This is a genomic window from Streptomyces sp. NPDC041200 (genome assembly GCF_055591805.1).
Genome location: NZ_JBVIZF010000010.1, coordinates 23,509 through 42,735, shown reverse-complemented (window position 1 = coordinate 42,735; position 19,227 = coordinate 23,509). Strand labels below are relative to the sequence as shown.

The window sequence follows — 19,227 nt, the reverse complement described above, 5'->3', positions numbered from 1 at the left end:
TCACTCGACGGTGACCGACTTGGCCAGGTTGCGCGGCTGGTCGACCTCGTTGCCGCGGGCCGTGGCCAGCTCGCACGCGAAGACCTGGAGCGGCACGGTGGCCACCAGCGGCTGGAGCAGCGTCGGGGTGACGGGGATCTCGATGAGGTGGTCGGCGTACGGCGCGACCGCCTCGTCACCGCGCTCGGCGATCACGATGGTGCGGGCGCCACGGGCCCGGATCTCCTGGATGTTGGAGACGATCTTGTCGTGCAGGACGGACCGCCCGCGCGGCGAGGGGACGACCACGACGACCGGCACGTCCTGCTCGATGAGCGCGATCGGGCCGTGCTTCAGCTCTCCCGCCGCGAAGCCCTCGGCGTGCATGTACGCCAGTTCCTTCAGCTTGAGCGCGCCCTCCAGGGCGACCGGGAAGCCGACGTGGCGGCCGAGGAAGAGGACGGTGTTCTTCGAGGCCAGGCTGCGGGCCAGCTCCCGCACCGGCTCCATGGTCTCCAGGACCTCGTCCACCTGGGTGGCGATCTCGGAGAGTTCGCGGATCACGGAGAGGATCTCGTCGCCCCACTTGGTGCCGCGCACCTGGCCCAAGTACAAGGCCACCAGGTAGCAGGCGACGAGCTGGGTGAGGAACGCCTTGGTGGAGGCGACGGCGACCTCGGGCCCGGCGTGGGTGTAGAGGACGGCGTCGGACTCGCGCGGGATCGTGGAGCCGTTGGTGTTGCAGATCGCGAGCACCTTGGCGCCCTGCTCACGGGCGTGTCGCAGCGCCATGAGGGTGTCCATGGTCTCGCCGGACTGCGAGATGGCGATCACCAGCGTCCGCTGGTCCAGGATCGGGTCCCGGTAGCGGAACTCGCTGGCCAGCTCGGTCTCGCAGGGGATGCGGGTCCAGTGCTCGATGGCGTACTTGGCGATCATCCCGGCGTGGTACGCCGTACCGCACGCCACGATGACGACCTTGCTGACCTCGCGCAGCACGGAGGCGGGGATGCGGACCTCGTCCAGGCAGAGGTTCCCGGCCAGGTCGATGCGGCCGAGGAGGGTGTCGGCGACCGCCTTCGGCTGCTCGGCGATCTCCTTGAGCATGAAGTAGTCGTAGCCGCCCTTCTCGGCGGCGGAGGCGTCCCAGTCGACGTGGTACGGGCGGACCTCGGCGGGCCCGCCGTCGAAGTCGGTGACGACGACGCCGTCCCGGCGGGCCTCGACGACCTGGTCCTGGCCCAGCTCGATGGCCTCGCGGGTGTGGGCGATGAACGCGGCCACGTCGGAGGCGAGGAACGCCTCGTCCTCGCCGACGCCGACGACCAGCGGGGAGTTGCGGCGCGCGCCCACGACCACGTCGGGTGCGTCGGCGTGCACCGCGACGAGGGTGAAGGCGCCCTCCAGCCGGCGGCACACCTGGCGCATGGACTCGGCGAGGTCGCCGCAGGACGAGAAGGACTCGGCGAGCAGATGCGCGACGACCTCGGTGTCCGTCTCGGAGGCCAGCTCATGGCCGCGGTCGGCCAGCTCGGCGCGGAGGGCGGCGAAGTTCTCGATGATGCCGTTGTGGACGACGGACACCTGGCCCGCGTTGTCCAGGTGCGGATGGGCGTTGGCGTCGGTCGGGCCGCCGTGGGTGGCCCACCGGGTGTGGCCGATGCCGGTGCTGCCGCTGGGCAGCGGCCGGTCGGACAGCTCCTTCTCCAGGTTGGCGAGCTTGCCCGCCTTCTTGGCGGCGGCGAGCCCGCCATCAGCCAGGACGGCGACCCCGGCCGAGTCATAGCCGCGGTACTCCAGCCGCTTGAGCCCGGCGAGGACGACATCGAGGGCGGACTGCCCTCCCACGTAACCAACGATTCCGCACATGCAGTGCAGCGTACGACCCACCGGTGCGGGGCCGGGCCACCGCCCGCGCGTCGGCCCTCCCATTTACGGGCATAAGGCGCGCAACCCCGCCCGGAAGCGCACGACCAGGGTGACCGACCCCACTGCCCCGGCCCGTCCCTCCGGCGGGCCGGGGCACGACAATGAAGGGATGATCACGCCTACCGCGCGCGAGGCGCGCACCGGGCCCGTGCGCGCACCGCAGCGGCGGGGCGGCGAGGCGACCCCGTATGTGGACCTGTCCCGCGCCGAGTGGAGTGCGCTGCGGGACAAGACCCCGCTGCCGCTGAGCGCCGACGAGGTCGAGCGGCTGCGCGGCCTTGGCGACGTCATCGACCTGGACGAGGTACGGGACGTCTATCTGCCGCTGTCCCGGCTGCTCAACCTGTACGTGGCCGCCACCGGCAGCCTGCGCGGCGCGCTGAACACCTTCCTCGGCGACGCCAAGAACGGCCAGGGCCCCCAGACCGGCACCCCGTTCGTCATCGGCGTGGCGGGCAGCGTCGCGGTCGGCAAGTCGACCACGGCCCGGCTGCTGCAGGCCCTGCTGGCCCGCTGGCCGGAACATCCGCGGGTGGAGCTGGTCACCACCGACGGCTTCCTCTACCCCAACGCCGAGCTGCGGCGGCGCGGGCTGATGTCCCGCAAGGGATTCCCCGAGTCGTACGACCGCCGCGCCCTGACCCGCTTCGTCGCCGATGTGAAGGCGGGCCGCGCGGAGGTCTCGGCCCCGGTCTACTCGCACCTGATCTACGACATCGTGCCGGGCGAGCGGCTGACGGTGCACCGGCCGGACATCCTCATCGTCGAGGGGCTGAACGTGCTCCAGCCCGCCCTGCCCGGCAAGGACGGGCTGACCCGGGTCGGGCTCGCGGACTTCTTCGACTTCAGCGTGTACGTGGACGCCCGTACCGCGGACATCGAGCGCTGGTACCTCGACCGCTTCCGGAAGCTGCGCCAGACGGCGTTCCAGGACCCGTCCTCGTACTTCCGCAAGTACACCCAGGTCTCCGAAGACGAGGCGCTGGACTACGGCCGCATGATCTGGCGGACCATCAACAAGCCGAACCTCCAGCAGAATGTGCAGCCCACGCGGGGGCGCGCGACACTCGTGCTCCGCAAGGGCCCGGACCACAAGGTGCAGCGGCTCTCCCTGCGCAAGCTCTAAGGAGTTCCTGTCGTGCTGCATCTGCGGCTGATCGTCCCGGCCGACCGGACGGACGCGGTGGCGCGCCTCCTGGAGGACACCGTGGGCACCGCCCACCTCATCGTGCTGCCCGGCGCCGCCCGCGACCCGGCCGGGGACGTGGTGCTGTGCGACGTGGCGCGCGAGGCGGGCGACGGTCTGCTGGGCGAGCTGCGGGCGCTCGGTCTCGACGAGCACGGTTCGATCGCGGTCGACGACATCGATCTGTCGCTGTCGAAGCGGGCCGACCGGGCGGAGGAGGACGCTCCGGGGGAGGGCGCGGACGCGGTGCTGTGGGAGCACCTGGCCGACGCCACCCACGAGGAGTCCACCCTGTCGGTGACCTTCCTCGCGTTCCTCACCATCGCGACGATGATCGCGGCGTGCGGTGTGGTGCTGGACAACGCGGTCCTGATCGTCGGCGCGATGGCCGTCGGCCCGGAGTTCGGCCCGCTGGCCGGGCTGTGCACGGCCCTGGTCCGGCGGGCCCCGCGGCTGGCCGCCCGCTCGGCGCTCGCGCTGGTCGTCGGGTTCGTGGTGGCGATGGTGCTGACGACGGGCTTCAGCGTGCTGATGGACGCCTTCGGGCTGTTCTCGAAGGACCTGCTGGACGCGGACCGCCCGAACACGGACTTCATCTGGAAGCCGGACCTGTTCTCGTTCGTGGTCGCCGTGCTGGCGGGCATCGCGGGAACGCTGTCGCTGACCTCGGCGAAGTCGGGCGCGCTGGTGGGCGTGGCGATCTCGGTGACGACGGTGCCCGCGGCGGCCAACGCGGCGGTGGCGCTGGGGTACGGGGACGTCGACCAGATGGTGGGGTCGAGTGAGCAGCTGCTGCTGAATCTGGCGGGGATCGTGGTGGCGGGGACGCTGACGCTGCTGGCGCAGCGGTGGCTGTGGGCGCGCCGGGGTGGCGCGCGCCGGGGCTAGCCCCCACCCCGCGCCTCCCCTCAGTACCGATATGCGGCTCCGCCGCGTGGAGGCTTCACCCCTGGACGCCGTTCGGGGACTCCGCGTCCGGTCCCGCTGAAGTCGGGGCAGTCTCGGCCAATCCGCGGAATCCGTCCGTGATGCCGCGGATTCGCCCTCATCGCCCTGCGGGTCCGTCATGACGCGTGCGTCACCGCCTTCACGCAGCCGACCAACTACCAGGTCACGGTCAACGGCCGCTTTCTGGAGACCGGCTGCTTCGAGCCACGCGGCGGCCACTGAGCACTGGGATACCGGCTTCGTCCGCCCGGCAAGGACCTGAGCAAGCTCTTCACGGTCTGGCCTGTACGACAAGGGCAAGCCGCCGCGATAACGCCCCTCCGTACGCAGGTCCTGGAGTCTACGAGCGACGTAGCCGGACGAAGATTCCCGCGCCAGGTGCAGCGCCTCGCGGGCGTAAACGACGATCTGCTCCGGATCGTTGCGCTTGATGCCGATGGCGGCCAGATTCCCAAGCACGGCACCTCGGCGCCGAAAGGACTGTCCCTCTGCCAGGACAGCCTGCCGAAGGGCACTCTGAAGTATCTGCTCAGCAAGGTCGAGCCGACCCAACTGGACGTACCGAGCACCCCGCTCCTCCGCGAGCCGGGAGCCGTCGAAGCGGAGCCAACCCCCGTTCTGTGCCGGTCCGGTCATGTCCGCGACCTTCTCGGCCTGCTCAAGTGCACTTTCGCACGCGGTCCGATCGCTCAGCCCCGCGAACGCCTCAGCTTGCACAGCAGCGACCCAGTGTCGCGTCGGATCATGTCGTCGGTCTCCGGGCTGCAGCGAAACGATGCCGTGCGAGCCGGCGTCAGCGAGCCGTGCTCGCCGGCTCGCCCGAGACTGGCCGGAGAACCGTTGGGACCGGTTCGCGGCCGACGAGGCCGAAGCTGCACTGTTCCGGGGCGACGCGCTGTTGCATACGGACATCAACCCCAGCAACGTGATCCTCGGGGAACGCGGTCGGCGGATCGTGGACTGGTCCTGGCCAACCCGAGGCGCCGGGTTCATCGACCCCGCCTGCCTCGTGGTGCAGCTCATCGCGGCCGGGCACACCGCCGGGGCGGCCGAGGGGTGGGCGGCCAGTGCAAGGCGTGGGTGGCGCGGCTTGGGCCACCTACCGGGGCGTGGCCGAACCGCCTGGTGTGATGACGTAGGCCTCGCCTGAGCATCGGCACTCGCTGGTGGCCCGGCCCCCAGTCCCCGGCCCGCTGGAGGGCGTCTACCGGCCCGGTTCCGGTACACGGCAGAATGCACGTCAAACCGGACTACGGGGGTGGGGCATGTCCATCGAATCAGTGGTCGTGCGGCAGCGCGTCGAGGATCTGGACGCGGCCGTGCCGTTCTACGAGAAGCTCACCGGGAGCACCGCGTCCCGTTTCGCCTTTGCCGGGGTCACCCTGGCAAGCGTGGGCCCGTTCCTACTGTTCAGCGGCCCGGACGAGGCTGTGCGCCGAGTCGCCGGTGTGGCGGCCACTCTGGCGGTGGCAGACCTCGACACAGCGGTGAAGGAAGCCGTGGCGGGAGGCGCCGAGGTGGTGGCTCCCATCTCTCCGACCCCCAACGGCCACCGCGCCGTACTGCGGCACCCCCACGGCGGGGTCTACGAGTACGTCGGGCCCTGAACCTTCATTCCGTACCGGTTCGCGTCGCGGTGACCGCCACGGTGGCGTAGTGCATCGTGAAGCTGCCTCCGGCGGCGTCGATGGCCTCGCCGACGCCCGCCAACACCGCGTCCAGTTCGGCCTGGGGGAGCCGGGTGAAGGCACCTTGGGTGGGGAGCTGGTCCAGCCACTCGGCCCGTGTGTAGGGCTGTTCCCAGTCGAATCGCCACTGCTCGGGCTCGGTGAACGCGCCCGCCTCCCGGATCCCGTCGGCTCCCTTGGCGCCCAGCGCCGCGTACCCGTCCACGGCCGACCCCGTCCCCTGGCGGGCGGCGAGGGAGCCGGGCACCACCCGGCGGTAGACCTCGGCGAAGGCTTCAGTCAGTTCGGGCGAGGGCTGGCCCGCGTTCCAGAAGAGGGTCAGTAGGCCGCGAGGGCGCAGTGTCTGGGCCGCCTTGGCGGCTCCGGCGACCGGGTCCACCCAGTGCCAGGTCTGTCCGGAGACGACGGCGTCGAAGGTCCGCCCGGCCGGGTCCCAGGCTTCGAACGACGCCACCTCGACGTCGAGTCCGCGCTGTCGCGCCAGGTCGGCCATCCTGGCGTCGACATCGACACCCAGCACCCGGCACCCGGCCGCCGTGAACTGCCGGGCCACGATGCCGGTGCCACAGCCGACGTCGAGGACGTCCGGGCCGGGGGCGGCGGCGACGATCCGGTCCACCATGGCTTGAGGGTAGTGGGGCCGAGTCCGGTCGTAGCGTTCGGCATCGGAACCGAATGACTCCGCTACCTCACGGTGTTGATGGGGCGCGTGTTCGGAGCGAGGGGCTCGCTCCGGCGGTAAAGTGGGCATGTGCCCACTATGAGTGGGCACATGCCCACTCGTCAAGGAGGAGATGCAGGGTGCCCACGGGAGTAGCCATCCGCGACGTGCGCGACCAACTGTTCGATGCCGCCGAGCGCGTCCTGCTCCGGGACGGGCCCAGCGCGCTGACCAGCCGGGCGGTCACCGCGGAGGCGGGCTGCGCCAAGGGCGTCCTGCACCGGCACTTCGCCGACTTCGACGCCTTCCTCGCCGAGCTGGTGCTGGACCGCGTCGCCCGGATCGACGACCAAGCCGCTGCCCTGTGCGAGTCCGCCGGAACCGGCACGGTTGCCGACAACCTCACCAGGGCGCTGATGGACCTGTTCGGTCCGGTCGCGGTGGCGATCGTCAGCCTCGTCACCTCCCGGGACGAACTGCGCTCCCGGCTGCGCCAGGCCAGGCCCACTGGCCTCCCGATCCTGACCGATGCCGCGACCGCGATCGCCTCCTACCTCACCGCCGAGCGCGAACGCGGCCGTCTCGCTGCGGACGCCGACGTCGATACGCTCGCTCCCACCCTGATCGGGGCCGCGCACATGCTGTTCGCCGACCGGCGCGGCACTCCGCCGGAGGCTGCGGCCGTCCGCAAGGTCGTGGCCACGGTCATCGCGCCGACGCCCGATTGAGCCGCAGGGTTCAGGTGGGACTCTCGTCCTCGCCGGGGGCGGGAAGCCGTCTCCCTCTGCTCTCCGCCACCCGCAGTACGTCGCATAGCGCCTCGCACAGCCGCTCCGCCAGGAAGCGGAGTTCTTGCGTGTCCGCCTTGCGGTCGTCCAGGAGCGCGCGGGCGTGGCCGACGAGCTGCGTGCCCATGGAGAGTTGCAGCGCCTCGATCTGGTCCGCCCGTCGGTTCAGGGGACTGTCGCCGTTGTCCGACGACAGATAGCAGGGCCTGCCCTCCGGATCGGACCAGGGCAGCAGCCGCAGGCTGGTCAGCGCGTCCATTCGGCGGCCTCCCCATGAGCGGCGAAAACGGCTCTCACCGATTGGAGGGCACGGGCCATAAAGTGATTGATGTTCATCAGCTCCCGTTAGCTGGTGGGCCACGCCCCCGGACGTCGCACAACGTCGCGGGGGTCCCGTGTGTACCTCACCAGTGCAGCGCTTCCTGGGGAGTTGAGGGGTGCTCGCGACAGGACGTTTGGGCGGACGTTTCTCCAGACGGCGCGTCGGCCGTGTCGCTACGCTGAGTAGGTGGTCATGCGCGTGGGGAGACCTTGATGGCGGACAGGGGCAGGCTTGCGGGGCTACGCAAGGACGCGGGATACACCCAGGTGACGTTCGTTGCCGCCTTCGTCCGCGAGGCCGCCCGGCTGTGTATCGACGCTTCGTTGAGCGTTCGCCAACTCCGGCGGTGGGAGAGCGAGTCGCCGCCGCCGTTACCGCACCCGGGTCAACAGGCGGTGCTTGAAGCGATGTTCGGTCTTCCACTCGCGGAGATGGGATTCAACGTTCCCTCGCACCGGCGTACGTTTTCCGGAAGGATCGGCGACGATGAAGAGGTGAGACGTCGAGCATTCGTCACCGGGTCCGGGGCGATCGCCGCAGCGGCGATCCTCCCGAACAAGCACGGCACCCGTATCGGTGCCAGTGATGTCGCGGCGTTCCGTGCGGGGCTCACCGACCTCTACGCGGTCGACCACCGATCCGGCGGGATCCCCGCGAAGGCGCGGGCCCAGCGGCTTGAGCAGGGCATTACGGGTGCTCTGAGCGGTGGCGTCTACACGGGTGGGGTCGGCCGCGATCTTCAGGCCATGCTCTCCGAGCTACACAGCAATCAAGCTTGGTACGGCTATGACAGCGGGCCGTTAGGGGAGGCACGCAGCGCCGCCATGGAAGCGTTGACCGCCGCCCAACTCATTGGTGACGACTCGTTGCAGCTCTCGGCGCTGGAAACGCTCGTGCTGATCGACATCAAAGCGGACCGTTTATGGGAAGCCGCGTCGGCGGTCGAGTTCGCGTACGGCTTGGCCGGTAGAAGCGGGGCAGGGCCGACCGTGCACCTCGTGATCGCCCTTCGCGAGGCCAACGTCGCTACGAATGCGGGGGATACGGGTGCCGCCCGCCGGGCGCTCAGTCGCGCACTGTCGTACCAGAGCCGCACGGACACGGATGCCGAGGTGCCGGACTGGGCGCGGTTCGCCAGCCCCATCGAAATCGACTACGCCACGGCGGACATGTACGTAAGCGCCGGTGAACCTCAACGCGCCGTGCCGTTCTTGCGTGCCGCCGTCGATGGTTTGGCGGGTGGCTATGCCCGCAACACAGCCTGGTACCGGTCCAAGCTGGCCAGCACGCTACTCGACGCCGGTGATGTCGAGGAGGCGTGCGCGGAGATGGGAAGCGTGCTGGACGTCTACGAGGAGATCGACTCGGACCGCCTCGCGCAGCGCGTTCAGGCCTTCCACAAGGCGGTCATCGGCATTGACACCGCAGTGGCACGTGACACTTCCGTTCGCATCCGCGAGACCACACAAGGAGGATGCTCATGACTGTGCCGGAGACGATCGCTGTCGAGCGCATGGATGGCCCGACTGCCGCGAAGGCCGAGGCCGAGTTCCGGTGCGTGTACGCGGAGGCATTCGCGGAGGAGCCGTACGGGGAGGCTCCGGACTCGGTCGAGGCGAACTTCCGGCGGTTCCGGTCGCAGGTCCGCAAGAAGACCTTCCGGGGCGCCCTCGCCCGCACGGACGACGGGGAGCCGGTGGGCATCGCGTACGGCTACCCGCTGAGCGCGAGCACCGGCTGGTGGGATCGGCTCATCACGCCGGTGAGTGACGAGCTGCGCCGCGAGGACGGGCGCCGGACGTTCGGGCTGATGGAGCTGGCCGTACGTGCCCCGTGGCGTCGCCTGGGCGTGGCCCGTCGGCTGCACGAGGCGGTTCTTGCCGACGGCACCGAGGAGCGCGTGCTGCTCAACGCACGGCCGGACGTCGAGGCCGCGCAGGCCGCCTACCGGGCGTGGGGATACCGCAAGGTGGGCGAGGCGCACCCGTGGGACGGCGCCGACCTGCATGATGTGATGCTCCTCGATCGGGGCGGGCGTGCTCCCGCTGCCACCAGTCGCTGTTGAGTCAACGCGTTGCCGGTCCGGGCCAGACGGCCGAGGCGTCGTCCCGGCCGGGGTCGGGCAGGCGGACCCTGCGGACGGGGACGGTGCGGGTGCGGCCTTCCGACACCGCCGTCCACGGGGCGGGGCGCCCCGAGTAGCACAGGTCCGTCAGGACGAAGACGCCGTCGGCGTAGACCTCGACGTACTCGCCGACGGTGAGGATGCGCAGGGCCGAGGCGGCCTCGGGCAGGACGGTCTCGCCGATTCTGCTGCCGCCGGGGCCGGTGATCCAGAGTTTCTTGCCGTCGCACCCGACGGCGAGGGCGGGGCCGTCGTCGCCGGTGCGCAGGGTGACCTCGACGCGCCCGGAGACGTCGAGATCGCCGACCGCGTGCAGCGCCGGCTCCGTCGTCTCCTCCAGCAGCCAGGCGTCCAGGCCGGGCCACCACTCCAGGCGGGGCGCCGAACCGTCCCGTATGACCAGGGCCTTGGGCTGAGCCAGCATGCCGCGGCAGCGATCACCGGAGTCCGTCAGGCCGACCCGGCGGGGTGTGGTGTGCAGGACGACGCGGGAGCCGTCGGGGGCGGCGATGACGCGAGGGGCGTACGAGCCGGTCGGGCCCAGCGGACCACGCCGGGTCCACGGCCCCCGCAGCCGGGGTGCGGTCCACGCCTCGAAACCGCGCGTGGCGCCGATCGAGCCGATCAGCAGCCAGTTGCCGTCGTCGAGACGTTCGAGGACCGGGCATTCCAGCTCGTCCACGTCACCGGGTGAGATGAGCGGCGGGCGGACCGTCCAGTGCTCCAGGTCGTCCGAGGTCGCCCACGCAACGCAGCCGCTGACCTCGACGGGCAGGGAGGCGTCGGTCGCGCAGACGACCATGACCCAGCCGTCCGACTCGTCGTCGCGTACGACGAACGGGTCGCGCCAGCCCATGCGTTCACCGGTGCGGTACCAGCGGGCGTCCGCCTCGACGACGGGCCCGGTGCCGTGGCGGCGCCAGCCCGTGCCGTCGGTGCGGTCCGAGTACGCCAGCCCGACGGCCTGCAACGGCCAGCCGCCCGCCGTCAGCCCGCTCACGCCCGTGTAGAACATCGCCATCCCGTCGCCGTACGGGACGGGGTGCATGGTCCACACCGCCTGCTGGTCGAAGCGGTCGGGCAGGCCGTTGCCGAAGGCGGTGCCCTCGGGCCGCCAGGAGACCAGGTCGGTGGAGGTGGCCCTGCCGTACGAGGTCTCCATCCTCAGGTGGTCGAACTCGCTCGTCCACGGGCCCTGAAGGTGCAGCACCGCGTAGGTGCCGTCGCCGTCGCGGAGCAGGGCGAAGTCGTTCACGCAGAGGCCGGGCGGGGCGTATCGCATGCACAGTTCCTGTCGGCTCGCAGCGCTCAAACGCATGCGCTGACCAGTGACCTCGAAGGGATCGTTTGAGAATCGGGCCAAGTAAAACTGAACGCAAACGCTTGCGCAATAGCGGGGCCGGGCTTACGGTCTCGTCACCTCCAGATCACACCGATGTGAAAACGACGGGAGAAACACGCTGTGACCGTCAGCATCACCGATGTCGCCCGCGCCGCCGGCGTCTCGGCCTCCACCGTGTCCCGCGCCCTGCGCGGCCGGCCGGGCGTCTCCGACGAGGTGCGGGCACAGATCACGGCTGTCGCCGTGCGGCTCGGTTACACGGCGTCCCGTTCGGCGTCCAGCCTGGCCAGCGGGCGCACCTTCACCATCGGCGTTGTGGTCCCGCACGTGGGCCGCTGGTTTTTCGGCACCGTGCTGGACGCCGCCGAGCAGGTGTTCAGCGCCGCCGGCTACGACGTCCTGTTGTACAACCTGGGCTCGCCGGAGACACGCAAGCGCTTCTTCGCCAGGATGCCGGTCCGCAAGCGGGTGGACGCCGTGCTGTCGCTGCTCATCCCCGACGAGGAGGAGTCGGCCGCGCTGCGTTCCCTCGGCGTACCGCTGGCGAGCACGGTCGGCGGCGCCCGTCCCGGCTTCACCGTGGTCGGCATCGACGACCGAGCCGGTGCCGAGAGTGCCGTACGGCATCTGGTGAACCTCGGCCACCGCCGGATCGGCATGATCAGCGGGGCGAGCGGGCCACAGCATTGGACCACGCCCATCGCGCGCCGCCAGGCGTACCTGGATGTGCTGGCCGAAGCCGGGATCGCGCACGATCCGGCGTTGGAGGCGGACGGCGACTACACCGTCGAGGGCGGTGAGCGGGCCATGACCGAACTGCTGGCCGCCTCCCGGCCGCCGACCGCGGTGTTCGCCCAGTCCGACGAAATGGCGATGGGCGCGCTGCGCGCCCTGCGCCGGCACCGGTTGAAAGTGCCGGACGACGTGTCGGTCGTCGGCTTCGACGACCACGAACTGTCCGACGTCATCGGGCTGACCACCGTCGCCCAGCCGGTGGCCGGCCAAGGCGCCGAGGCCGCCCGGCTGCTGCTGAGCCGGCTGGACGAACCCGCCACCGAACCGCCGGGGCAGGTGCACATGCCCATCCGTCTCGTCCTGCGCGAGACCACCGCACCGCCGCGCCCGCGCGGACCCCAGTAGCGCCCCCTCTCCACCCCGGAAAGCGCCAGCGCACCACGAACCCAAGCACCGTACGGAGGCACGAGACACCATGAGCGCGACCAGCAGAAGGTACCGCCGCACGGTCAGTACGAGCCTGGCTCTCGCCCTGCCCCTCGCCGCCCTGGCCGCCTGCGGCGGCGGCAGCGGTGGCGACACCTCCGCCTCGGCCGGCAGCGGCAAGGGCACCATCAGCGTCTGGGCCCACCAGGGCCAGAAGAGCGAGGACACGGCCCTGCAGAACGCCGTGAAGTCCTTCAACTCCTCCCAGAAAAAGATCAAGGTCGAGCTGAAGCTGATACCCGGCAATGACTACACCAAGACCATCACCGCCACCGACGCCTCCAAGCTGCCGGACGTGATGGAGTTCGACGGCCCGACGATGGCGAACTTCGTCTACAACAAGAAGCTCGCCGCGCTCGACTCCTACATCTCGGCCGGGACCCTCGCCAACGCCACCGACGCGAGCAAGGCGCAGGGCGAGATCGGCGGCAAGCACTACGGCTTGGGCATGTACGACTCCGGGCTCGGTGTGTACGGCAACAAGAAGCTGCTGGACGCGGCCGGGGTGAAGTACCCGACCGGCCTGTCCGACGACTGGACCGCGGACCAGTTCACCGCCGCGCTCAAGGCACTCAAGGCCAAGGACGCGGGTGGCAAGGTGCTCGACCTCCAGGAGAGCGTCGGCTACGCCACCGAATGGGGCACCTACGGCTTCGCCCCGATCGTCTGGTCGGCCGGTGGCTCCCTGCTGAAGAACGGCAAGGCCGAAGGCGCCCTCGACACGCCGGCCGTGGTGTCGGCGATGAAGACCTTCCACTCCTGGAAGGCGTACGTCGACCCCAACACCGACGGCAACGCCTTCGCCAAGGGCCGCGTGGCGCTGAGCTGGGTCGGTCACTGGATGTACCCCGCCTACAGCAAGGCGCTCGGCAAGGACCTGGTCGTGCTACCGCTGCCCGACTTCGGCAACGGCCCCAAGACCGGCCAGGGTTCCTGGGCCTGGGGCATCGGCGCGGGCTCCAAGAACGGCAAGGCCGCCGGCGCCTTCCTCGACTATCTCCTGAACGACACCAACGTCAAGGCGATGACGAAGGCCAATGGCGCCCCGCCCGCCACCAGGACCGCGCTCGCCGCGAGCCCTCTCTACAAGCGGGGCGCCCCGCTCCAGCTCTTCGCCGACCAGCTCGCCGAGCCCTGCGGCGACAGCGGCATCATCAAGTCCTGCGTCGCCGTGACCCGCCCGGTCACCGCGGGATACCCCACGGTCACCGCCAAGTTCAGCGAAGCCCTGAACTCCGTCTACGGCGGCGCCGACGCCAAGAAGGCCCTGGAGAAGGCCACCCGCGCCATCGACCGGGACTACTCCGACAACGCCGGCTACAAGATCCCGTAGGACGCATCGGCCGGGGTGGGCTCGCCTGCGGCGGTGTGCCCGCCCCGGCCGGGAACAGGACCTCCCGTGAAGACCGTCGAACCCGCGCACACCGCGCCCCCAGGCAGGGAAGAAGGCCCGCCCGTGACCTCTGCGCAGTCCGCGCGGCCGAATCGGCCCGCGCGTCCAGGGCCCAGGAACCGCGACTGGCTGCACGGACTGCTCATGTCCACGCCCGCCCTCGTCGGCCTCATCGCCTTCGTCGGTATCCCCTTCGGCTACGCCGTCGTCCTCTCCTTCTACAACGTGCGTCTGGGCTCGCCGCTGGCACCCACGTTCTTCGGCATGGAGCAGTACCGGCGGCTGTTCACCGACCCCGACCTGTCGGGCCCGTTCCTGCGGGCCCTGCTGAACAACCTGACCTTCGCCGTGGTCGTCGTACCGCTTCAGTCGGGCCTGGCGCTCGCCCTCGCGATCCTCCTCAACCGCAAGCTGAAGGCGATCGGTCTCTTCCGGTCCCTGTTCTTCATGCCGGTCGTCTTCCCCATGACGCTGGTCGCCGTCATCTGGCGGCTCATTCTCGCCCGTAGCGACGAGGGTCTGCTCAACTCCGCGCTCCACGCGGTGAGTTTCGGTAACTGGGGCGCTTTCGACTGGCTCGGCGACACCGCCACCGCCATGGCCTCGATCATCGTGCTGTCCGTCTGGCAGGGCGTCGGCTTCCAGATGGTCATCCTGCTCGCCGGCCTCCAGCAGATCCCCGGCGAACTCTACGAGGCCGCCGAACTGGACCGTGCCTCCCGATGGCAGCAGTTCCGCCACGTCACCCTGCCCGGCATCCGCGGCACCCTCGTGTTCGTCGCCATGCTCACCTCGGTGCTGTGCTTCCGCGTCTTCGACCAGGTCTACGTCCTCATCCATGGCGGCGGCCTCGACGAGGACTCCACCCGCACCGTGATGTACCAGGCCGTCACCACCGCCTTCGACCAGAACAACATCGGCCAGGCGTCCGCGATCACCGTCGTCTTCTTCCTGATCGTCGTCGCCCTGACCCTCATCCAGCGCCGCGTCGTCCGGCCCGACAACGAGGACTGAGATCCATGGCCACGACCCATGCGCCGCGCCGCCGTCTGCGCCGCCTCGCCGACTACGCCGTCCTCAGCGTCCTGGCGTTCGTCTTCGTCCTGCCCGTCCTGTACCTGCTCCTGGGCAGCCTCAAGCCCTCCGACGAGGTGCTGAACGGCCTGACCGGCTTCCTTCCCACCCACCTGTCCTTCGACAACTACGCACACGTGCTGGATGCCCTGAACTCCGACAGCACCGGCTACTTCTGGCGCTTCATGGGCATCTCGCTGCTCCTGTCGTTCGTGGTCGTGACCGGCGGCCTCTTCGTCAACTCAATGGCGGCGTACGGCATGTCACGGCTGAAGTGGCGGGGTCGGGATGCCCTCTTCACGCTCGTCCTGCTGCTCATGCTGGTGCCGTTCGAGTCGGTGGCGGTGCCGCTGTTCTACATGTTCAACGACCAGCGCAACACCATCTACATCCAGGCGATCCCGTTCGTCGCCAACGCCTTTTCGATCTACCAGTTCCGCACGTTCTTCCGGAAGATCCCGATCAGCATCGAAGAAGCCGCCCGACTGGACGGCGCGGGCCCCTGGCGCACCTTCTTCGCGGTCATCATTCCGATGTCCAAGCCGGTGTTCGCCTCGGTCGCGATCCTCACCTTCCTCATGCAGTGGGGCTCGTTCCTATGGCCGGTGCTGATGGTCTCCGACCCTTCTGTCCGCCCCCTGCCGCTGGAGATGAGCGTCTTCCAGGGCCAACAGCCCCCGGACTGGGGACAGATCCTCGCCTTCGGCGTCCTCCTCGTCCTGCCCGTCCTGATCGTCTTCGCCTTCTTCCAGCGCTGGTTCGTCCAAGGCGTCGCCAGCTCCGCGGTCAAGGGGTGAGCGCAGGTCGCGTCACTGAAGCCAGAACCCCGAGCGTGTCAGCCACAGGTCGAGCAGCGCCGTGTCGCCCGTGACCTGCACGCTGGGGGCAGGCCGCCCGTAGACGAGCAGGAGCAGGTCCGTCAGGGTGCCCCGCAGTTCGACGGCGGCCTCTTGACCGCTGCCGCGCAGGGCGGGGGCATCGCCGGTGAGGTCGACCAGCCACTCGGCTCCCGCGTCGGTGGCCTGCAAACGAAGGGTACGGCCGGGGCCCAGCAGGGCGGGTTCGCCCTCGTACGCCTCGGGCAGCGTGCTGTACGTCAGCCACTCGTCGAGGGCGTCGCGGGCGACATCCTCGTCCAGGTGGAACGCGGTGCCGACAGCCATCGCGGCGTCCGCCCGGTGGATCGCCGTCTCGTGTGCCATCCGGCGCGCCCAGAACATCGCGTTCCCGCCGGGGCCCGGGGTCCACACCGCCGTATCGGGCCCAACTCCCCGCAGCGCCTCCGCCAGCCGCGCGGCGCCCTCGCCGAGCTGGGCGCTCAGGGCGGCGGGGTCCTCACCGGTGCGGCGGGGCAGGTCTTCCGGGAAGGGCTCGGCCGCCCTGGTCCGTACGACCGTCTCGGCCCACCCGTGGGCGCCGCCGAGGTGGCGCACGAGCTGCCCCAGGTCCCAGCCCGGGCAGGACGGCACCGTGGCCGCCGTATCGGCCCCCGTCAGATATGCGCTCAACAGGTCGGCCTGCTTGACGATTTCGGCGCGGCAGCGGTCGAAGCCCAGGAGAGTCACGCCGCAAGGCTACGGACGTACCGACCTCGGGTCGCCCCATTTTCCGCGGGCGCGTGCCCACCCCCGCCCGGGTCCGCACCCACCCCGCCCGGCGCCCGCCACCGGGCGAACCGGAGCCGGGCCGGGACCCGGTTCACCGGCGGGGAGCCGCGACTCGGCGGGAGGGGCCCCGGCACCCACCACACGCACCAGGCGCACCCGCCACACGCACCGGGCGCACCCACCCCCCACCCGCAGGGCCCCGCACCCGCAGGGCCCCTCAGCCCAGCACGTCCCGCCACGCCTCCGGCACCGCCGCCGCCACGTCGTACGCCGCGATCGGCGCGCCCGCCGGGGCCGTGGTGCGGCGGGCGGCGAGGCCGTGGAGGTAGGCGCCGGTGGAGGCGGCGTCGCGGGCGGGGAGGCCGGTGGCGAGGAGGGAGCCGGTGAGGCCGGAGAGGACGTCGCCGCTGCCCGCGGTGGCGAGCCAGCCGGTGCCGGTCGGGTTGACGCGTACCGGGTGGCCGGGGGAGGCGATCAGGGTGGTGGAGCCCTTGAGCAGCACGGTGGCGCCGTACTTGTCGGCCAGCGCCCGTACGGCGGCCAGCCGCCCGGACTCGACCTCCTCGCGGCTCACCCCGAGCAGGGCGGCGGCCTCGCCCGCGTGCGGGGTGAGGACGGTGGCCGCGGTGCGGCCGTGGAGGCCGCCGGAGGGGAGGAGATGGAGGCCGTCCGCGTCGACGAGGACGGGGATGTCGGAGCCGAGGACGTCGTCCAGGGAGTGCCGGGCGGCGGCGCCGTCGCCGAGGCCGGGGCCGACGACCCAGGACTGGACGCGCCCCGCCTTGGCCGGGGGCCCGGTGTGGACGAGGGTTTCGGGGAAGCGCGCGATGACGGTGTCGGCGCCCGGGCCGACGTACCGCACGGCACCGGCGCCGCCGCGCAGGGCGCCCGCGACGGCGAGGACGGCGGCGCCCGGGTAGCGGGCGGAGCCCGCCACGACGCCGACGACGCCACGCCGGTACTTGTCGCTCTCGGCGGTGGGCCGGGGGAGGAGGGCGGCGACGTCCTCGTGCTGGAGGGCTTCCGCGTCCGGGGCGGACGGAAGATACGCCCCCAGGCCGATGTCGACGAGACGGAGGGCGCCCGCGTGCTCGTGGGCGGGGTCGATGAGCAGTCCGGGCTTGTACGTACCGAAGGTGACGGTGGCGTCGGCGCGCACCGCCGCGCCCCGCACCTCGCCGGTGTCGGCGTCGACGCCGCTGGGGAGGTCGACGGCGACGACGGTGCCGCGCACCAGCCGGATCAGCCGCTCGGCCTCCTCCCGCAGACCGCCCTTGCCGCCGATGCCGACGATGCCGTCGAGGACGAGGTCGGCGCGGGTGAGAGCGGCGTGGGCGAGCGAGTCGTCGGTGGCGGCGACCGCGCGCCCGCCCGCCGCGCGCAGGGCGCGCAAGCCGCCGGGGTGGGCGCGGTCGGGGGCGAGCAGCACGGCGGTGACCCCGGCGCCGCGCCGGGCGAGCCGGGCACCGGCGTAGAGCGCGTCGCCGCCGTTGTCGCCGCTGCCGGTCAGCAGGGCGACGCGGGCCCCGTAGACGCGGTGCAGCAGGTCGGCGCAGGCGGCGGCGAGCCCGGCTGCCGCGCGCTGCATGAGTGTTCCTTCGGGCAGCCGCGCCATCAGGTCCTGTTCAGCGGCTCGTACGGTCTCGACGCTGTAGGCGATCCTCATGGCCACAGTCTCCCGAACGGAGGGCACTCCTCGCTTGGAAGCACACACTCCGGGTTGCTAGAAGCACACGTTCCGGGCTGCTGGAAGCACACACTCCGGTCTGCGGATCGGTTTGGGGCGCGGACCCTGAGACACTGACGGAGATGGACGAGACACCGATGCGCGCCCGCGCCGTGGTCGATCTGACCGCATTGCGGGACAACGTGAGGGCGCTGCGCGAAGCGGCGCCCACCGCCGAGCTGATGGCCGTGGTCAAGTCGGACGGCTATGGCCACGGCGCGGTCCCGTGCGCGCGCGCCGCCCGTGCGGCGGGCGCGGGCTGGCTGGGCACGGCCACGCCCGAGGAGGCGCTCGCGCTGCGCGCGGCGGGCGACCAGGGGCGGCTGATGTGCTGGCTGTGGACGCCCGGCGGGCCGTGGCGGCAGGCGATCGAGGCGGACATCGACGTGTCGGCCAGCGGGGCGTGGGCGCTGCGCGAGGCCATCGCGGCGGCCCGCGCCTGCGGGCGCACCGCGCGCGTCCAGCTCAAGGCCGACACCGGGCTCGGCCGCAACGGCTGCCCGCCCGCCGACTGGCCGGACCTGATCGCCGAGGCCCGGGCCGCGGAGGCCGAGGGCGTGATCCGGGTGACCGGGCTGTGGTCGCACTTCGCGTGCGCGGACGAGCCGGGCCACCCGTCGATCGCCGCCCAGCTGGCCGTCTTCCGCGAGATGCTGGACCAGGCGGAGCGGGCGGGGCTGCGCCCGGAGGTGCGACACCTGGCGAATTCCCCGGCGACCCTGACCCTCCCCGAGTCGCATTTCGACCTGGTACGCACCGGAATCGCCCTGTACGGGATCTCGCCGAGCCCGCAGCTGGGCGTGCCCGCCGACTTCGGACTGCGCCCGGTGATGACGCTGAAGGCCGCGCTGGCCGCGGTGAAGCGGGTGCCGGGCGGCCATGGGGTTTCGTACGGGCACCGCTACGTCACCCCGGGGGAGACCACCCTCGCGCTGGTGCCGCTCGGCTACGGTGACGGGATTCCGCGGCACGCCTCGGGCACCGGACCGGTGCTGGTCGCGGGCAAGTGGCGGACCATCGCGGGCACCGTGGCCATGGACCAGTTCGTGGTCGACCTCGGCGGCGACAGCGCGGAGCCGGGGGACGAGGCGGTGCTGTTCGGCCCCGGCGACCGCGGGGAGCCGACCGCGGAGGACTGGGCGCGGGCCGTGGGGTCGATCGCGTATGAGATCGTCACCCGGATCAGTGCCCGGGTTCCCCGCGTTTATGTAGGTGACCTCGGGGGCACAGGGATCTGA

The 19,227-nt window shown here is 71.2% G+C and carries 17 protein-coding genes; 11 read left to right on the top strand and 6 right to left on the bottom strand.

Annotation, left to right across the window (positions count from 1 at the left end; genetic code table 11):
- Complete coding sequence (gene glmS, locus ACZ6CL_RS22615) at positions 1–1,848, bottom strand: glutamine--fructose-6-phosphate transaminase (isomerizing) (protein ID WP_468938041.1); 1,848 nt, start codon at positions 1,846–1,848, stop codon at positions 1–3.
- A 169-nt stretch (positions 1,849–2,017) separates the two neighbouring features.
- On the opposite strand from glmS, the gene coaA reads away from it, so the two are divergent.
- From coaA to ACZ6CL_RS22600, 3 genes are all read left to right on the top strand, one after another.
- Positions 2,018–3,034 carry a type I pantothenate kinase gene (gene coaA / locus ACZ6CL_RS22610; RefSeq protein ID WP_468938038.1) on the top strand — a complete coding sequence of 339 codons (1,017 nt, stop codon included), beginning with the start codon at positions 2,018–2,020 and terminating at the stop codon, positions 3,032–3,034.
- A 12-nt stretch (positions 3,035–3,046) separates the two neighbouring features.
- The gene (locus ACZ6CL_RS22605) at positions 3,047–3,982 is read left to right on the top strand and encodes a DUF389 domain-containing protein (RefSeq protein WP_468938035.1); all 936 of its coding nucleotides are present in this window, start codon (positions 3,047–3,049) and stop codon (positions 3,980–3,982) included.
- Between the two features lie 1,325 nt (positions 3,983–5,307).
- The gene (locus tag ACZ6CL_RS22600; RefSeq protein ID WP_468938032.1) at positions 5,308–5,649 is read left to right on the top strand and encodes a VOC family protein; all 342 of its coding nucleotides are present in this window, start codon (positions 5,308–5,310) and stop codon (positions 5,647–5,649) included.
- Between the two features lie 4 nt (positions 5,650–5,653).
- Here the strand turns inward: ACZ6CL_RS22600 and ACZ6CL_RS22595 are convergent, their stop codons facing one another.
- Positions 5,654–6,481: a class I SAM-dependent methyltransferase gene (locus tag ACZ6CL_RS22595; protein ID WP_468938031.1), complete on the bottom strand. Its 828-nt coding sequence runs from the start codon at positions 6,479–6,481 to the stop codon at positions 5,654–5,656.
- A 50-nt stretch (positions 6,482–6,531) separates the two neighbouring features.
- Between ACZ6CL_RS22595 and ACZ6CL_RS22590 the strand changes: the two genes are divergently transcribed.
- Positions 6,532–7,119: a TetR/AcrR family transcriptional regulator gene (locus tag ACZ6CL_RS22590; RefSeq protein ID WP_468938029.1), complete on the top strand. Its 588-nt coding sequence runs from the start codon at positions 6,532–6,534 to the stop codon at positions 7,117–7,119.
- A gap of 10 nt (positions 7,120–7,129) precedes the next feature.
- Here the strand turns inward: ACZ6CL_RS22590 and ACZ6CL_RS22585 are convergent, their stop codons facing one another.
- The gene (locus ACZ6CL_RS22585; RefSeq protein WP_468938027.1) at positions 7,130–7,438 is read right to left on the bottom strand and encodes a hypothetical protein; all 309 of its coding nucleotides are present in this window, start codon (positions 7,436–7,438) and stop codon (positions 7,130–7,132) included.
- A gap of 275 nt (positions 7,439–7,713) precedes the next feature.
- On the opposite strand from ACZ6CL_RS22585, the gene ACZ6CL_RS22580 reads away from it, so the two are divergent.
- Complete coding sequence (locus tag ACZ6CL_RS22580; protein ID WP_468938024.1) at positions 7,714–8,985, top strand: hypothetical protein; 1,272 nt, start codon at positions 7,714–7,716, stop codon at positions 8,983–8,985.
- A complete protein-coding gene (locus tag ACZ6CL_RS22575) occupies positions 8,982–9,566 on the top strand; it encodes a GNAT family N-acetyltransferase (protein WP_468938022.1) in 585 nt (194 codons plus the stop codon). The genes ACZ6CL_RS22580 and ACZ6CL_RS22575 overlap by 4 nt, the downstream gene beginning before the upstream one ends.
- Position 9,567: 1 nt before the next feature.
- Here the strand turns inward: ACZ6CL_RS22575 and ACZ6CL_RS22570 are convergent, their stop codons facing one another.
- The gene (locus tag ACZ6CL_RS22570; RefSeq protein ID WP_468938020.1) at positions 9,568–10,908 is read right to left on the bottom strand and encodes a glycoside hydrolase family protein; all 1,341 of its coding nucleotides are present in this window, start codon (positions 10,906–10,908) and stop codon (positions 9,568–9,570) included.
- A 180-nt stretch (positions 10,909–11,088) separates the two neighbouring features.
- Here ACZ6CL_RS22570 and ACZ6CL_RS22565 point away from each other — a divergent pair, with 180 nt between their 5' ends.
- The 4 genes from ACZ6CL_RS22565 (at position 11,089) to ACZ6CL_RS22550 (ending at position 15,453) form a co-directional block, all read left to right on the top strand.
- Positions 11,089–12,108, top strand: a complete 1,020-nt coding sequence (locus tag ACZ6CL_RS22565; protein WP_468938017.1) for a LacI family DNA-binding transcriptional regulator — start codon at positions 11,089–11,091, stop codon at positions 12,106–12,108.
- 70 nt (positions 12,109–12,178) lie between these two features.
- Positions 12,179–13,522 carry an ABC transporter substrate-binding protein gene (locus ACZ6CL_RS22560; RefSeq protein ID WP_468938016.1) on the top strand — a complete coding sequence of 448 codons (1,344 nt, stop codon included), beginning with the start codon at positions 12,179–12,181 and terminating at the stop codon, positions 13,520–13,522.
- 204 nt (positions 13,523–13,726) lie between these two features.
- Positions 13,727–14,596 carry a carbohydrate ABC transporter permease gene (locus ACZ6CL_RS22555; protein ID WP_468938013.1) on the top strand — a complete coding sequence of 290 codons (870 nt, stop codon included), beginning with the start codon at positions 13,727–13,729 and terminating at the stop codon, positions 14,594–14,596.
- Positions 14,597–14,601: 5 nt separating this feature from the next.
- Positions 14,602–15,453 carry a carbohydrate ABC transporter permease gene (locus tag ACZ6CL_RS22550; RefSeq protein ID WP_468938012.1) on the top strand — a complete coding sequence of 284 codons (852 nt, stop codon included), beginning with the start codon at positions 14,602–14,604 and terminating at the stop codon, positions 15,451–15,453.
- Positions 15,454–15,465: 12 nt separating this feature from the next.
- Here the strand turns inward: ACZ6CL_RS22550 and ACZ6CL_RS22545 are convergent, their stop codons facing one another.
- A complete protein-coding gene (locus tag ACZ6CL_RS22545; RefSeq protein ID WP_468938009.1) occupies positions 15,466–16,221 on the bottom strand; it encodes a maleylpyruvate isomerase family mycothiol-dependent enzyme in 756 nt (251 codons plus the stop codon).
- Between the two features lie 259 nt (positions 16,222–16,480).
- Positions 16,481–17,929: an NAD(P)H-hydrate dehydratase gene (locus tag ACZ6CL_RS22540; protein ID WP_468938006.1), complete on the bottom strand. Its 1,449-nt coding sequence runs from the start codon at positions 17,927–17,929 to the stop codon at positions 16,481–16,483.
- A 143-nt stretch (positions 17,930–18,072) separates the two neighbouring features.
- Here ACZ6CL_RS22540 and alr point away from each other — a divergent pair, with 143 nt between their 5' ends.
- A complete protein-coding gene (gene alr / locus ACZ6CL_RS22535) occupies positions 18,073–19,227 on the top strand; it encodes an alanine racemase (RefSeq protein ID WP_468938004.1) in 1,155 nt (384 codons plus the stop codon).

Bases quoted from the DNA above. Each gene is read 5' to 3' on its own strand.
- ACZ6CL_RS22575 (WP_468938022.1), top strand. From the start codon at position 8,982: ATGACTGTGCCGGAGACGATCGCTGTCGAGCGCATGGATGGCCCGACT.
- alr (WP_468938004.1), top strand. From the start codon at position 18,073: ATGGACGAGACACCGATGCGCGCCCGCGCCGTGGTCGATCTGACCGCA.
- ACZ6CL_RS22555 (WP_468938013.1), top strand. From the start codon at position 13,727: ATGTCCACGCCCGCCCTCGTCGGCCTCATCGCCTTCGTCGGTATCCCC.
- glmS (WP_468938041.1), bottom strand. From the start codon at position 1,848: ATGTGCGGAATCGTTGGTTACGTGGGAGGGCAGTCCGCCCTCGATGTC.
- ACZ6CL_RS22585 (WP_468938027.1), bottom strand. From the start codon at position 7,438: ATGGACGCGCTGACCAGCCTGCGGCTGCTGCCCTGGTCCGATCCGGAG.
- ACZ6CL_RS22600 (WP_468938032.1), top strand. From the start codon at position 5,308: ATGTCCATCGAATCAGTGGTCGTGCGGCAGCGCGTCGAGGATCTGGAC.
- ACZ6CL_RS22595 (WP_468938031.1), bottom strand. From the start codon at position 6,481: ATGCCCACTTTACCGCCGGAGCGAGCCCCTCGCTCCGAACACGCGCCC.
- ACZ6CL_RS22580 (WP_468938024.1), top strand. From the start codon at position 7,714: ATGGCGGACAGGGGCAGGCTTGCGGGGCTACGCAAGGACGCGGGATAC.
- ACZ6CL_RS22540 (WP_468938006.1), bottom strand. From the start codon at position 17,929: ATGAGGATCGCCTACAGCGTCGAGACCGTACGAGCCGCTGAACAGGAC.
- ACZ6CL_RS22550 (WP_468938012.1), top strand. From the start codon at position 14,602: ATGGCCACGACCCATGCGCCGCGCCGCCGTCTGCGCCGCCTCGCCGAC.
- ACZ6CL_RS22560 (WP_468938016.1), top strand. From the start codon at position 12,179: ATGAGCGCGACCAGCAGAAGGTACCGCCGCACGGTCAGTACGAGCCTG.
- ACZ6CL_RS22570 (WP_468938020.1), bottom strand. From the start codon at position 10,908: ATGCGATACGCCCCGCCCGGCCTCTGCGTGAACGACTTCGCCCTGCTC.
- coaA (WP_468938038.1), top strand. From the start codon at position 2,018: ATGATCACGCCTACCGCGCGCGAGGCGCGCACCGGGCCCGTGCGCGCA.